Source organism: Enterobacter sp. 01-M-03-SI-ECC (genome assembly GCF_047530215.1).
GTDB lineage: Bacteria > Pseudomonadota > Gammaproteobacteria > Enterobacterales > Enterobacteriaceae > Enterobacter > Enterobacter chengduensis.
Genome location: NZ_JBLKDA010000005.1, coordinates 148,046 through 162,617 on the forward strand (window position 1 = coordinate 148,046; position 14,572 = coordinate 162,617).

At 55.5% G+C, this 14,572-nt stretch carries 12 protein-coding genes and 1 CRISPR repeat array (1 of these 13 only partly in view); of the genes, 1 reads left to right on the top strand and 11 read right to left on the bottom strand.

What is annotated here, in order from left to right; all coding sequences use genetic code 11:
• A CRISPR array of direct repeats spans positions 1–261; the repeat unit is 29 nt; unit sequence CGGTTTATCCCCGCTCACGCGGGGAACAC; it begins 744 nt to the left of the window's first position.
• Between the two features lie 95 nt (positions 262–356).
• From cas2e to cysJ, 11 genes are all read right to left on the bottom strand, one after another.
• Entirely contained in the window at positions 357–650 is a 294-nt protein-coding gene (gene cas2e / locus ACMWKK_RS07235) for a type I-E CRISPR-associated endoribonuclease Cas2e (RefSeq protein WP_112780964.1), read from the bottom strand.
• Positions 647–1,570, bottom strand: coding sequence for a type I-E CRISPR-associated endonuclease Cas1e (gene cas1e / locus ACMWKK_RS07240; RefSeq protein ID WP_406542769.1), 924 nt, complete (start codon positions 1,568–1,570; stop codon positions 647–649). The genes cas2e and cas1e overlap by 4 nt, the downstream gene beginning before the upstream one ends.
• A complete protein-coding gene (cas6e, locus tag ACMWKK_RS07245; protein ID WP_112780966.1) occupies positions 1,567–2,217 on the bottom strand; it encodes a type I-E CRISPR-associated protein Cas6/Cse3/CasE in 651 nt (216 codons plus the stop codon). The genes cas1e and cas6e overlap by 4 nt, the downstream gene beginning before the upstream one ends.
• Positions 2,199–2,957, bottom strand: coding sequence for a type I-E CRISPR-associated protein Cas5/CasD (gene cas5e, locus ACMWKK_RS07250; protein ID WP_112780967.1), 759 nt, complete (start codon positions 2,955–2,957; stop codon positions 2,199–2,201). Before cas5e ends, cas6e begins: the two co-directional genes overlap by 19 nt.
• A 9-nt stretch (positions 2,958–2,966) precedes the next feature.
• A complete protein-coding gene (cas7e, locus tag ACMWKK_RS07255; RefSeq protein WP_112780968.1) occupies positions 2,967–4,022 on the bottom strand; it encodes a type I-E CRISPR-associated protein Cas7/Cse4/CasC in 1,056 nt (351 codons plus the stop codon).
• Positions 4,023–4,026: 4 nt separating this feature from the next.
• Positions 4,027–4,599, bottom strand: coding sequence for a type I-E CRISPR-associated protein Cse2/CasB (gene casB, locus ACMWKK_RS07260; RefSeq protein ID WP_112780969.1), 573 nt, complete (start codon positions 4,597–4,599; stop codon positions 4,027–4,029).
• Between the two features lie 39 nt (positions 4,600–4,638).
• Entirely contained in the window at positions 4,639–6,135 is a 1,497-nt protein-coding gene (casA, locus tag ACMWKK_RS07265; RefSeq protein WP_112780970.1) for a type I-E CRISPR-associated protein Cse1/CasA, read from the bottom strand.
• Positions 6,136–6,576: 441 nt separating this feature from the next.
• Positions 6,577–9,219 (bottom strand): CRISPR-associated helicase Cas3', encoded by a 2,643-nt coding sequence (gene cas3, locus ACMWKK_RS07270; protein ID WP_112781001.1) that lies wholly within the window; start codon positions 9,217–9,219, stop codon positions 6,577–6,579.
• Positions 9,220–9,516: 297 nt separating this feature from the next.
• Positions 9,517–10,251 carry a phosphoadenosine phosphosulfate reductase gene (cysH, locus tag ACMWKK_RS07275; protein WP_112780972.1) on the bottom strand — a complete coding sequence of 245 codons (735 nt, stop codon included), beginning with the start codon at positions 10,249–10,251 and terminating at the stop codon, positions 9,517–9,519.
• A 76-nt stretch (positions 10,252–10,327) separates the two neighbouring features.
• The gene (gene cysI / locus ACMWKK_RS07280) at positions 10,328–12,040 is read right to left on the bottom strand and encodes an assimilatory sulfite reductase (NADPH) hemoprotein subunit (RefSeq protein WP_023333234.1); all 1,713 of its coding nucleotides are present in this window, start codon (positions 12,038–12,040) and stop codon (positions 10,328–10,330) included.
• Positions 12,040–13,845 (bottom strand): NADPH-dependent assimilatory sulfite reductase flavoprotein subunit, encoded by a 1,806-nt coding sequence (gene cysJ, locus ACMWKK_RS07285; protein WP_045330594.1) that lies wholly within the window; start codon positions 13,843–13,845, stop codon positions 12,040–12,042. The genes cysI and cysJ overlap by 1 nt, the downstream gene beginning before the upstream one ends.
• 306 nt (positions 13,846–14,151) lie before the next feature.
• On the opposite strand from cysJ, the gene queD reads away from it, so the two are divergent.
• Positions 14,152–14,514: a 6-carboxytetrahydropterin synthase QueD gene (gene queD, locus ACMWKK_RS07290; protein WP_014885039.1), complete on the top strand. Its 363-nt coding sequence runs from the start codon at positions 14,152–14,154 to the stop codon at positions 14,512–14,514.
• Positions 14,515–14,572: the final 58 nt, after the last annotated feature.

Here is a 14,572-nt window from a genome sequence, read left to right on the forward strand (position 1 = left end):
GCTCGCGCGGGGAACACAATAGGGAAACTATATAAATGTTAAAGCCTGACGGTTTATCCCCGCTCACGCGGGGAACACGTGACGCGTGTCGCCACCGGCAGCGCGCAGATCGGTTTATCCCCGCTCACGCGGGGAACACATATCTTCGTCGCTTGCAGTCTCCCAGCCACCCGGTTTATCCCCGCTCACGCGGGGAACACCCACCTACGCTATGAGCAAAACGAGATATCTTCGGTTTATCCCCGCTCACGCGGGGAACACCCTAAATATACAATCTTATAAATCAACAACTTACACAGAAAAAACATCCTACCAACATATCGATCACAAATATACAATGTTAAAGAGCAGGTAACCTATTGAATAGTAACAGGAAAGAAAGACACTAATCGAAGACCATCCAAATCTACCGGAATACGACGGTTTTCCCCCCAGGTCTGGAACTCAAAACCAGATTCGGTATTCGTGGCCCAGGCCATTGCGACATTGCCTTCACCACCCAGTAGCGTCACTTGCTGCCAGATCATTTCACGTATCCGTTTCGAAACATCACCGACATATACCCCTGCGCGGATCTCCAGTAGCCAAATGGCCAGCCTGCCACGCAAACGAGGCGGTACATTCTCGGTAACCACCACGACCATGCTCATCCTCCACCTCCCCGATGCCCCTCATCTCCGAGCGCCTGCGGCTCCGGAATGGCAGGCGGAAGCATGTCCGCTGCGGGCTGCGGCGGCGCAATCTCTCCGGCAGCAAGAACCTCCTCTATGAGTGGAATCAGTTTGCCGGTCATTTTAGTGGTGCGAAAAATATCCCGGCAGGCCAGCCGAACGTCTCTGTCCGGCGCGGAGGGGTTGCGGGCAGCAATGTCGAATGCTTTTGGCACCACCGTATCAAATTTGATGATGTCGGCGATGTCATAAACAAACGAGAGAGGCTTACCGCTGTGAATAAAGCCAATCGCGGGCGCATAGCCCGCGGCTAACACCGCCGCCTCCGTTATGCCATACAGACACGAGGTTGCCGCACTGATGCATTGATTCACCACGTCGCCCTTTTCCCAGTCTTTAGGATCGTACTTTCGTCCATGCCATTTCACGCCATAGCGTTGTGCGAGCAGAGCGTAAGTCTGGCGAACTCGTGCGCCTTCAATTCCCCGTAATTGTTCGACCGAGCGGCGCGCTGGAGGTGGCTCACAAAAACGTAGCTCATAAATTTTGGGCACCACCTTTAGCCGCAGATCGTCATCCAGCGCCAGTTTTGCCTGATACAACAGCTTGTCCGCGCGCGCGCCGCCGGGCTGACCCGACGCATAAAGACGCACTCCAGCTTCTCCTACCCACACCAGAAGCGTCCCTACCGTCGAGGCAAGCCTGACTGCTGCATGGGAAATTCGTGTTCCTGGCTCCAGCATAATGCAGGCTACGCTGCCAACCGGGATATGTGTGCGTACCCCGGTCTTATCGATCAGCACAAATGCACCGTCCAGAACATCCAATTGACCGTACTGGAGAAAAATCATCGAGGTACGATCTTTTAACGGAATCGGTCCTAACGGCACAAAGCTCATGCAGCGATCTCCGGCTTTATGAGCATCAATCCACAACCAAAAGCGCGGCTTTTACCGAAGCCCAGAGTTAGCTGCTCGTGAAAGCGTGCAGGATCGCGAACGTCAATGACGCCGGAATAATCGACGGTGCTAAACTGGATACGTTGCCGATTTTTCGCTCTGACAATCAGCTGTTGCCGATAGCCCTCAACCTGCGCAGTGACCAGCGAAAAACCGCTACGCTCCCCCTGCCGTTGTAACCATTCCAGCGCCGCCTGTTGTTGAACAGGCCAGATTTCCGCTTTCTCTACCTTATTTTTCACCCTGAGTTTCGCCTCCATGAGAAGATCGTGGCGTTTCCCTTCCTTACACAGAGTCGGATTAGCCCGCAGGGTAAAGCGCAAGCGTAATCCTGGGCTGAAAACAGGTTCAAACGGACGAGACTCCACCGTAAAAATGTCCTGGCTGGCCGGTATATGAGGCGAAAGCACAAAAAAACGAAACGCCCCCTGAAGCTCCTCACGACGGTAAAGAAACGACCGTTGTTCTGTACCGGGGAATAACCGCCACAACCACTGATGCATGGCATATTCACCTTGCTCCACGAGCTGGAGTAGCTGCTCTGGAGCAAGCCTGGTGGTATCTAACGTTATTTTTGAGAGATACATGATTCCTCCTTGAGCAGGGGAAGCGGTCCCTGACTAACGATACGCTCGCCAAAAAGCCAGTGCTGGCGGCTTAAAGGTCTGTCGCGACGACGGTGTACCTTCGTTTCATGCAGCCCGTCGTGTTCCCCTTCCCAACAGCATTCAGGCTGGAGCGCTGCCAATTTTTCGTTTCCCTTGCCCAACGCCGCCAGCTTTTCACGGTAAAAACCATGCGCAGCATGCAGCACTTCCGGACAAGGGCCCTCCAGCAGCAACGGCAAAACCGGGAGCGCCAGTGGATGACTCTTACGGCCTAAACAGAGCGGGAAAACGGGACGGCATAAGGCATCACGTAACGTATCCAGCGCAACCGGCGCGCCCGGCGTAGCCTTCAGCGCCACCATCCACCAGCCATCGGTGTAATAGTCTCGGCGCGAAATTAAGGTACCCAAACGGTTGGGATTGCCCAGCTCCTCCCGACGGCTGAAATAGCGTATTTTTCGCGCTTCTTTGGGCATCTGGACGGTATGGAAATCTCTTGCCCAGTGCGAATGTTTGCTGGCGCAAACCACAAAAGCGTAATGCTCATTAAACTGATTCAGGCGCGCCTCTTCTTCACGACGGATACCCAGCGCCGCAGCCAACAGCCCTAGCAGGGCTGAGCGCGAGGGTAACGCATGGGTGTGACGCACTTCGCCAGGTGCATCTACGCCCCAGGAGGCCATCGGCCCGTGTAACTGAAACACCAGGTATTGGCTCATATCCGCCCCTTACGCGCAGATAAAATCAAGCACGTCATTGATGCTGCCCTGTCCGCTCAACACGTTAAACCCGGTGAACGCCGCGTTCTGATCGTAGACCTTGTTCATGTTCTCCCGCAGCGTTGTGATACGGCTGATAGCAACGCCGAGCTGATCGGTACCGTTGATCGGATTGTAAAACGCGGTTGCCAGGGAGCGCGGCTGCTCTTCGCCCTTTTCCACCAGCGCCCAGCTGGCGAAGGCGCGACTGGCAAAGCTGTTCTGTTTGCCGGTCGGGGAAACCTTCAGTGCCGATTCGGTAAACGCTCGCAGCGTGCGATTGACCAGCGCGTCATCACCGTTGAGATTTTTCAGCAGCAGATCGCGGTCAATGCAAATGTAGGTATAGAACAGGCCTGACCCAAATCCCGCCTCGCCCAGATGGCCCGCGCCAGCATCTTCTGCCGCCTGTCGCAAATCATCAACGGCGGTAAAAAAATCATCTTCGACGAGGGTTTCCCCTACGCCAAATGCGTGGGCGACCTGGCAGGCTGCTTCAACGTTATACTCAGGCTTATCGGCCAGCATGCGCCCAAACATGGCAATATCCACCGCCATGCGATCGCGGCGGAGCAACGCGACCTCGTCTTCCGTTGGCGGGCGTTTTTCTTCCGCTAACTTATGCGCCAGCGCTCTCACCGCCTCAAGCTCCGCCGGACTGACATGCACCAGTTGCTCTGTTTCGGTGTTGATCAGCACATCCCTGGGTTTCTTTTCACTTTTGACTTTGCCGAAACAGGCAGCGATATCCTTCGCCCATTCAATCGCTTTTTTCTCGTCAATGCCGCTGTCTTTCAGAATTTGCGCCGCCTCGCGTCCAATACGCCCGCTTCGCGTACCGATATGCCCCGCGAGCGCCGCTTCGAAAAGTTCCGACGTGCGCCACGCGCGCTTCAGGCTTTGTGATGAGATACGCAAACGCGTTGCACCGCCCAGCATCACCGTTTTCGGTGCGCCTGTATCGTCGCGGTTAAGGTTGGCTGCCGGGTATGCTGTCAGTAAGTGAAGCTGAATAAATGTTGTCATAGGATCATCCTTTTTCTTTTTCGGTAGAGTGCTGTTCATCCACGCTTCCCGCCTGGTAATAGTCCATCGCCCAGCGAACACGAATAAATTCGGTTGGCTGCTGCGGGCGGCGAATATGGTTTTTCAGTTCATCCTGTTCGCGACACCAGACGAAGATATCCTCAGCCAGCGACTGCAGATTGGCTTTGCCATCAAGCAGCCTGATGGCACGACGCAGTTGGCGCAGGAGGTCATCCGGCGTTCGGGTGGCAGAAAGACGTTTAAATCGCAGCACTGACATCGCCGGGTTGTTGCCCGATAACTGGCCAAGCTGTGCAGCAAAATTCAGCTTTTCATCATTAGGCCGAATATGGGCAGCCAGACCCGCTACGATCGCCAGCGCGGTAAAACGCCATTCCTGATGTTCTCTTTTCCAGAGCGTATGGGTTTGCATGAGCAACGATCGGAACCCGTCGCTGAGGCAAATTTCATTAACGGCTACGCAGCGCCGCAGGCTGGCGCGCAGGCCACGCTTTTCCTGCAGCATTTGATGCCACGCGCTAAGCGTTGCGTGATGGTCGTCCTTCACTATATTCATTCGCAGCCTCCTGCTTGATGTTCTGGCGGCATTCGTGGATTACCGGCCCGCCGATGAGGTAAAGTATTTTTTGCGCGCGGACATGCAGCGCTTCAGATCCGCGCTCTCCTGAGGGTGAGTGAATACGCGGCGATCGAATTCATCCCGCGCATACCGCCAGAGCATGGCGCGCCACTCGCGTTGCGTGCTGTCATGATCTGCACCGTTCTCGATTTCGCTGATAAATGTCAGGAATTTCCCCTGGGTCTGATTCCAGAAATCACTGTCGATAAAGCTGAAATCTCCCCTGGCGTCGGAAAACCAGGCTTCTTTCAATGCGCTTCGAAGCTGGCTAAGGATGCGGGAGGCGGTCTGGGCAGCCTGTCGTAAATGGGGCTTGATTTCTGCGTTTAATAACAGCGGCAGATGGTGTTCATACCAGCAGCGTGCTTTCATGTTGTCGAAATCAAAGCCAAAGCCCCACATTCCGGTAACGGTGTGTGCCGGACGATAAAGAGAGAACAGGCTCACCACCTGAGCAGGAAATTCGTTATTACTCTCGCCGGCAATATGCTGAGATAGCCCCAGCCAGTCTCGCCATATCAGCCCACCGGGCTGGGGTTTGACAGAGTACTTTTCCGCCTCACCTTTTAACGCGAGCCGATAAGGCGTAAGCGGGTGCACCCATCCGGCATAGTTAACGCCGTAGTTTTTTACCGTCATCGAATGCAGCAGTTCATCACTCGGCGCCAGACAAAGATCGCAATACCCAGACTGCACGGCGCTAAAATCCAGACGAATGCGGCGCGGCATCCCCCAGTACGCCTGAAGCTTGTTCGCCTGCTCCTCGGTCACCAGCGCGCTTGCCCGCTCGCTGGTTCGCGTAGGCGCGAGCCAGGGAAAAATAGCGTCATCGAACCGTGTTGGCAGTGGCAGACCAGACTCCAGTTGCGGCATCACGTTCAGCCACAGCTTTCGCCACAGCGGCGTTTGCCGCTCTCCCCTATATGACTGCAGTTCAATCAGCGTGGTCAGGGGGCCACCGCCGCGCAGCCCGGTGCGGTAACCTTTACCACCGGAAGGCGCATTCAGCTGTAACGAGAACAGTGCCAGCGCGGCGCAGTGTGGGCAGAAACGCTGAGTGACGTTGCGTTTGATGAACAGATCTTTGTTGAGCCGGAGCGTTTGCGCACCGGGGATCTCCGGCAGCAGTGAAGCAATAGCGATTTTTTCACCGTCGAGGGCGGCAAAATCCTGCATGAAAGAGGGCGACTCGCTGCCGAACTGGAACGCTGCATCCAGCGGAGCGAAAGCCTTTTGCACCGCCTCCGGCGTTAGCCCGTCTTCCCAGATGTCCTCCCAGCTCTCGCGATTGCTGGACGCGAGGCTGCTTTGCAGCAGCCCCAGCAGAAACTGCCAGGCCGCGCCCTGTAAATCGGGGCGCGTTGCAGCAATATCTATCACGTTTTCGTCAGCCAGATCGGCTGGCGCAAACTTCCCGGTAGAACCGTCCTTAAAACGGACGGGCAGCCAGGGTGTGGTTAAGAGTGAAAACAATTTTACAGCTCCTTTCTCAGGCAGTCATACATGGCATACGATCTGTCATGACATTTTCACACGAATATGGAATGAGAATTTCATTCTTCCTATGAAGCAGAACTGGAACCTCAGAAGACAATCCAATGTTCGATTTAACTTAAAAAAATTGCTTACACGTTGAAGCAAAGTCATCAAAACAGTGCCAACAATCATTCCAATTTATCCTTGTCATTAATGTGGAAATCAAAGGATACGCTTCGTTAACCGCTCCAACAAGCCTGATTATGAACAAAGGCATTAGCTCTTATGTTTTCATAAATTTTCATCAACTCTCGCTTTTGGTAAAATCTCAAAGTTCCCTTGATGGGATAAACCGAGCTAGTGCCTGCGTTCAATGGGTACAGCGTTCCCCGCGACAGCGGGGATAAGCCCCGGAGCCAATAGGCTCCGGGCATCCCGTCATATTTCAAACGTCAGCCCCTCATGCGACGAGTAGCCGCATGCGGGTGAATCTGACACCACAATCACGACGGCAAACTCAGGGTCTTTGCGCTGCCCTGCGCACCATGCCTGCAGCTCCTCACCCTCAAGCAGGCTGAACTGGCTGCGGTGCTTTCTCCACCAGCTTTCACGTACCTTTAATGCACTCATCTCCCAGCCGTTTTCTCCGGGTGCATAGGGAACAACCTCGTCATCAGCCTTTTTTGCCAGCCACAGAAGGACAGACTCTTCCGCCAGCCGGGTGGAGAGTTTTTCCGGGAGATAGTCATGAATACCGGGCAGATACCCGGCGGCAAGATTAAGCGTGCGTTGAGAAGCGATGGCGCGATCGCAGTAATATTTCCCCAGCGAACGGTCGCTGGTGTTCACCAGGCCATCGGGTATGTCTGTCTCGTCTCCATACACCGATTCAATAAGCTGCCGGGCAGCCTGAGGCATACGGATTTCACCCAGCGTGCGTAAAATGCGCTGGGTTAGCCACAGTTTGCCGTGATCGGGATAGACGTAAGCGCTGTTGCGCATCGCGCCCGAAAACCATGTTTCGGTGGGGTTGTCATTCCACTCAGGGGCCAAAATAAACAGTTCCGGTGCGGGGCGCTCGTCACGCCCCGTCTCTTTTATTCTTCCGTGACAATCACGGATATGCCTTTGCAATCGCCCCGCCCGCTGGATCAGTAAATCGACGGGAGCCAGATCCGAAATCATCAGATCAACATCAATATCAAGACTCTGCTCAATAACCTGGGTGGCAATAATGACTTTACCCGCCCGTTCCGGGCCGCTGTGTTTACCAAAGAAGTCCAGCGTCTGGTTTTCAATCCGCTGACGATCGTGGAAGGCGAAGCGGCTATGAAACAGCAGCGTATCGTCCTCTCGCGCGCCACTGGCAATAAGCTGACGCCGTGAGCGAATGGCATCATCCACCGAGTTGCGCACACAGGCCACGCATTTTCGATTGCGCACGGCCTGTTGAATCAGGGTGATGCAATCCTGCTCGCTATACAGCCACGCCACGGAGACGCTGCGTTCTACCTCCTTCCGCGCGCCCACGCGGGTGGAGATCACCTCTGCGGCGGTTGCCTGCGTCAGCCAGGGATAGTCATCATGCCCCAGCCGCGGTGCCTCACCTGCACCGCCCGTGCCGCGAAGAAACGCGGTCACCAGCCGTTCACGCTGCTGTTGCGAAAGCGTTGCCGAAAGCAAAATAGTGGGGTTGCCGTCGCGAGCTTGCTTTTCGATTAAACACTCCAGAATGAACGACATGTAGGCATCGCAAGCGTGGATCTCATCGGCCAACAACACTTTACGGTGAAGCCCCAGCAGGCGCAGGTTGTTATGTTTGAAGGGCATCACGGCCATCATCGCCTGATCCAGCGTGCCCACACCAATATCCGCCAGCAGCGCTTTTTTATTACTGTCTGCAAACCAGGCCGCGCAGCCCTGGCTTTGGCTACCGTCCCTGTCTTCTTCATTTGAAGCATCAACAGACCATAATGACGAATTGAATTCGGAGACCAGATTTCGGGCACTGTGCGCCAGCATCAGGCTCGGGCGCGAGCCGGGCTGATATAACGCAAGGCAGGATTCAGACATACGTCTGAACATCGCATTCGCTGTTGCCATCGTTGGCAAACCAAAATAGATACCCTGCGCCTTTCCGGCCGCCATTAGCCGATGGGTCAGAATCATCGCGGCTTCCGTTTTCCCCGCGCCGGTAATGTCTTCCAGAATAAACAGCTGTGGCCCCTCGGCGCTGATATCCAGTTCGAGCGCTTTTTGCTGTAAAGGGGTCGGATGTTGAATAAAGGGGAATAGACGATTTATACCGCCAAAGGGGGCAACCTTTGCCGATGTGGGTAAAGACTTTACTGCACGTTCGGCTTTAGCGAGCGCCTGCCGCCAATAACTATCGAGCGGCATTTCACTGGCGATGCGCGGAAAATAATGAGTGGAAGACCCCAGCCAGTCGGCGAGAACAATAACGCCAGAAAAGCTCCAGGATAATGAAGGAAACCGCGCGCTTTCGGCTTCGCGATCCCAACGTTTCGGAATATTGAGCAGTGGAAAGAGTGTCTTGATGCTCTGCAAAAAATCACAGGCGGCATTTTTATCCTCCTGACGGAAATGAATCAGTTCGTCAGCCATACCGGGCGGCAGGCCATGGTGCCCAAGCGTTAGCGGCATCCATCGCTCAAGTACTCTGCGCAACTTTCGTGGCGTTAATGCAGACGCGGGAAATAATTCATACTTTTCCCGCAGTGTATTTTGCCATAACCAGTAGCCTAGCGTCGTATGATGAATATCTTCGTAATAGTGGGGCTTCTCACTGTGATTATTGAGTGCCGGATGAACGTAGCGTTGCTGAAAAGAATGCGCGAATTTACCGGTATCATGCCAGCATAATAACCACGCAAAAAATTGTGCTGCCTGCTCGCGATTCGGCAAGCCTGACTGGCAAAAGAGATTAGCGACACCATAAACATTTTGCTGCACTATCCAGTAACCACATGCGGCAACATCTAATGCGTGCCAGCAAAGTAAATGGTAGTCATCGCCACCTTCTTTATCAGAGAGACGACTCTTTCCCCAGTATTTAAACATGCCCAGAAACTCCATCAATAAAGTGACAGCAGAACACTTCATGTTTCAGGAGAAATCATCACACGCATTTATATGCTATTCGGTGATAGCTATCACAAAGCTAATATCGCCTGAGGAATATAAAATAAATGCCATCAATAATTTATTATTGATCATTTCCTTTATTTATATTTCAGAGCAAAACTCAAACAAGGATAGAAAATATCTTTCATTAAAGGCGATGATTTACGGTAATAAAAAAACACTCGCCCGGTTGAACCGGGCGAGTGGAAAGACACAATAATAAAAACGAGCGTATTACCCTTCGTGCAATCCGCACTCGCGCTTCAGCCCAAAGAATCGCGTCTCTTCTTCCGCCATTCCCGGTTCCCATTTGCGCGTGGTGTGGGTGTCGCCCACCGACAGGTAGCCCTGCTCCCACAGCGGATGGTACTTCAGCCCGTGTTTTTGCAGGTACTGATACACCGTCCGGTTATCCCAATCGATAATCGGCAGCACTTTGAAGACCCCGCGCTGAACTGCCAGCACCGGCAGCGTGGCGCGGCTGCCGGACTGCTCGCGGCGTAGCCCCGCAAACCACGTCTGCGCGTTAAGCTCCTTCAGCGCTCGGTTCATCGGCTCAACTTTGTTGATCTCATTGTATTTCTCAATGCCCTCAACGCCCTGCTCCCACAGCTTGCCGTAGCGCGCCTCCTGCCAGGCCGCGCTTTCCGTCGCGCGGAAGACCTTGAGGTTCAGCTTAAGCTTGTCCGTCAGCTCGTCAATAAACTGGTAGGTTTCCGGGAACAGGTAGCCGGTGTCGGTGAGGATCACCGGAATGTCCGGACGGATCTGATTCACCAGATGCAGGCTGACCGCCGCCTGAATACCAAAGCTCGACGAGAGCACATAGTCTCCCGGCAGGTTTTCCAGCGCCCACGCCACGCGCCCTTCCGCGTCCAGCTTTTCAAGGCGTGCATTGGTTTCTGCGAGTGCGAGAATGCGTTCGACTTTTGGCAATGCGTTAAGCGCGTTTAGATCGAGTACGGACATAAGAACCTCGTTTGCCAGTTTTGCCGGGCGGCACTGCGTTTGCCCGGCCTACAACACCTGTAAAACCGTCGGGATGTTACTCCCAGAAATCCCTGGCGGGATCGAGCACCGGGCGAATGATGCCCGCACGCACCGTAAAGTCGCCGAAGCCTTCACCCGCTTCGCGCTCTTTCGCCCAGCGCCCGACAAGCTCGTCGATGGAATCGAGAATTTCCGGTTCCGTGATATTTTCGCGATACATCCGCGGAATGCGCGTCCCCATACGGTTACCGCCGAGGTGTACGTTGTAGCGACCCGGGGCTTTCCCTACCAGCCCCAGCTCGGCCAGCATCGCGCGACCGCAGCCGTTCGGGCAGCCGGTAACGCGCATCACTATATGCTCGTCCGGAATACCGTGTTTTTCCAGAATCGCTTCCACTTTGTCAGTGAATGACGGCAGGAAACGTTCCGCTTCGGCCATCGCCAGCGGGCAGGTCGGGAACGACACGCAGGCCATCGAGTTTTCACGCTGCGGCTTCACCGCGTTCATCAACCCATGATCGCGCGCCAGCTTCTCGATTTTCGCCTTCTGGCTCTCGGGCACGCCGGCAATAATCAGGTTCTGGTTGGCGGTAATGCGAAACTCGCCTTTGTGGATCTTCGCGATTTCCAGCAGGCCGGTTTTCAGCGGACGGCCCGGATAGTCCAGAATACGGCCGTTTTCGATAAACAGCGTCAGGTGCCACTTATTGTCGATGCCTTTCACCCAGCCAATGCGATCGCCGCGGCCGGTGAATTCGTAAGGACGGATCGGCTCAAACTTGATGCCCGCACGACGCTCCACTTCTTCTTTGAACGTCTCGACGCCCACGCGCTCCAGGGTGTATTTGGTCTTCGCGTTTTTACGGTCGGTGCGGTTGCCCCAGTCGCGCTGCGTGGTCACGACCGCTTCGGCCACGGCCAGCGTGTGCTCCAGCGGCAGGAAGCCGAACTCGCTCGCGGTGCGGGCGTAGGTTTTCTTGTTACCGTGCTCGATGGACAGGCCGCCGCCTACCAGCAGGTTAAAGCCGACCAGTTTGCCGTTTTCGGCAATCGCCACGAAGTTCATGTCGTTGGCGTGCAGGTCGATATCGTTTTGCGGCGGGATCACGACCGTGGTTTTAAACTTACGCGGCAGATAGGTCTGGCCGAGAATCGGCTCTTCGTCGGTGGTCGCGACTTTCTCCTGATCGAGCCAAATCTCTGCGTAGGCGCGAGTGCGCGGCAGCAGGTGCTCGGAGATCTTCTTCGCCCACTCGTACGCTTCGGCGTGCAGCTCGGACTCGTACGGGTTCGAGGTGCAGAGCACGTTACGGTTCATGTCGTTGGCGGTCGCCAGCGCGTCCAGCCCGACGGAGTGCAGCATCTGGTGCACCGGCTTCACGTTCTTCTTCAGAATGCCGTGGAACTGGAAGGTCTGACGGTTGGTCAGGCGGATGCTGCCGTAAATCGTGTTTTCACCCGCGAACTTGTCGATGGCCTGCCACTGCTTCGTGGTGATCACCCCGCCCGGCAGGCGGCAGCGCAGCAGCATCGCATGACGCGGCTCCAGCTTCTGTTCCGCACGCTCGGCGCGGATGTCGCGATCGTCCTGCTGGTACATGCCGTGGAAGCGGATCAGCAGGAAGTTGTCGCCTTTGAAGCCGCCGGTGAGACCGTCATTCAGATCTTCAGCAATGGTGCCGCGCAGGTAGTTGCTTTCCAGCTTCATGCGCTCGGCGTCTGTCAGTTTACCTTCGACCACCAGTGGCCCTGGATGTTTTTCGCTCATTAGTAGACATCTCGCTGATAACGGCGCTCAACGCGCAGCTCACTTAAAAATTCGTCCGCCGCTTCGGCATCCATACCGCCGAATTCGGCAATCACTTCCAGCAGTGCCTGCTCAACGTCTTTCGCCATGCGATTAGCGTCGCCGCAGACATAAATGTGGGCACCGTCATTGATCCAGCGCCACAGCTCTGCGCCCTGTTCGCGCAGTTTGTCTTGTACGTAGACTTTTTCTTTCTGGTCGCGGGACCAGGCCAGATCGATGCGGGTCAGCACGCCTTCTTTCACATAGCGCTGCCACTCAACCTGGTAGAGGAAATCTTCGGTGAAGTGCGGGTTGCCGAAGAACAGCCAGTTTTTACCCGGCGCCTCGTCTGCCGCACGCTGCTGCATAAAGGCGCGGAACGGCGCAATGCCGGTGCCCGGGCCAATCATAATGACCGGGGTTTCCGGGTTTGTCGGCAGGCGGAAGTTATCGTTGTGCTCGATAAAGACGCGCACTTCGCCCTCTTCCTCCACGCGGTCCGCCAGGAAACCTGACGCCCCACCCGTACGGGCGCGGCCTTCGATGTCGTAGCGCACCACGCCCACGGTGATATGCACTTCGCTTTCCGCCTCGGCCTGAGAAGAAGCAATGGAGTACAGGCGCGGGGTCAGCGGACGCAGCAGGCCGACCAGCGCGTCGGCATCCAGCTGCGCCGGAGAGAAGCGCACCATATCGACAATCGGCGTCGTCGCGGCGTAATGCTGCAGCTTCGCTTTGTCGCCCACCAGCGGCAGCAGGGATTCGCTGCGCGTGAGGGTGGCATAATTTTCAACGATATTCGGGGTGTTCACCGTCAGCTCGAAGTGCCACTGCAGCGCGTCGGAAAGCGGCTGGGTTTTGCCGTCGACGGTGACGGGCTCGTCGCCCTTCAGCCACAGCAGCTCAACCAGCTCTTTCACCAGCGCCGGATCGTTCTGATACCAGACGCCGAGCGCATCGCCGGGCTGATAGCGCAGGCCGGAGTCGCCGAGATCGATTTCGATATGGCGGACGTCTTTTTCGGAGTCGCGGCCGGTAATTTTCTGGTTCACCGACAGGCTCGCCGTCAGCGGCGCCTCTTTGGTGTACGGGCTGGTGTGGATATCGTTGACGGCTCCCGTTGCGGTGAACGCGGCCTGCGCCGACGTCTCTTTCGGCACGCGCGCTTTCAGTACCTCAACGATGCGCGCACGCCATTCATCGGCGGCGGCCTGGTATTCGACATCCGCGTCAACGCGATCCAGCAGGCGCTCTGCGCCCAGCTCCGCCAGCCTGCTGTCGAAGTCTTTGCCGGACTGGCAGAAGAATTCATAGGAGGTATCGCCCAGGCCAAACACGGCAAACGCCGTACCGTCCAGCTTCGGCGCTTTTTTCGAGAACAGAAACTTGTGCAGCGCCACCGCTTCTTCAGCAGGTTCACCTTCACCCTGCGTGGAGGCCACCACCACCAGCAGTTTTTCCGACGCGATTTGCTTGAATTTATAATCCCCGGCGTTGACGAGGTTCACGTTCAGTTTGGCGGCCAGCAGGTCATCGCGAAGCCGCTCGGCCACGCGGCGGGCATTGCCCGTCTGCGAGGCGGAAATCAGGGTAATGGCCGGAATTTCCACAGCCGTTGCCGGTGCGCCCGCCACAGCGCCAGGCTGCTGATTGAGCATTCCCCAGAAATAACCGGAGACCCAGGCAAGCTGAGTGGGCGAAAAATCAGAGGTGGCAGCCTGAAGGCGCGCCAGTTGCTCCGGGTTCAGGGGAAGCAAATTTGAAGGTGGGGCCTGTGTTGTCATGCGTCGTTATGTTCCAGTAGCCAAGCGGACTTTAAGCGAATAAATCCAAACTGAAGATAAGGTTAACGGCGAGGATAATAACAATTAAAGAAGGGATGGAAATAATAAATAACCAAATGGACTAACCTGTTTTGGTTGTCACGCTTAGCGATAAAACCGATTAATTAACCCACTGAAAAATATCACTAAAAGCACCAAAAAACGCCCATTAACGAGACGCCAGGCTTCAGAGCCGTTTTAGTTAATGCTAAAAATTGTGCTTTCCGGTACTATGCGGCGGTTTTTTCCGCATTACTGAGAGCGATCATGTCCACCACACTGTTTAAAGATTTCACCTTCGAAGCCGCCCACCACCTTCCGCATGTACCAGAAGGGCACAAATGCGGCCGTCTGCACGGGCATTCGTTCATGGTGCGTCTTGAGATCACCGGTGAAGTTGATCCGCATACCGGTTGGATCATGGATTTTGCCGAGCTGAAGGCGGCGTTTAAGCCGACCTACGATCGTCTGGATCACTATTACCTGAATGAGATCCCGGGTCTTGAAAACCCGACCAGCGAAGTGCTGGCAAAATGGATTTGGGATCAGATGAAGCCGCTGGTACCGCTGCTGAGCGCGGTGATGATCAAAGAGACCTGCACCGCGGGCTGCGTGTATCGCGGAGAGTGATGCTTGCCGGGTGGCGCTGACGCTTACCCGGCCTACAAGTGCCCAGAACCGTACGCCC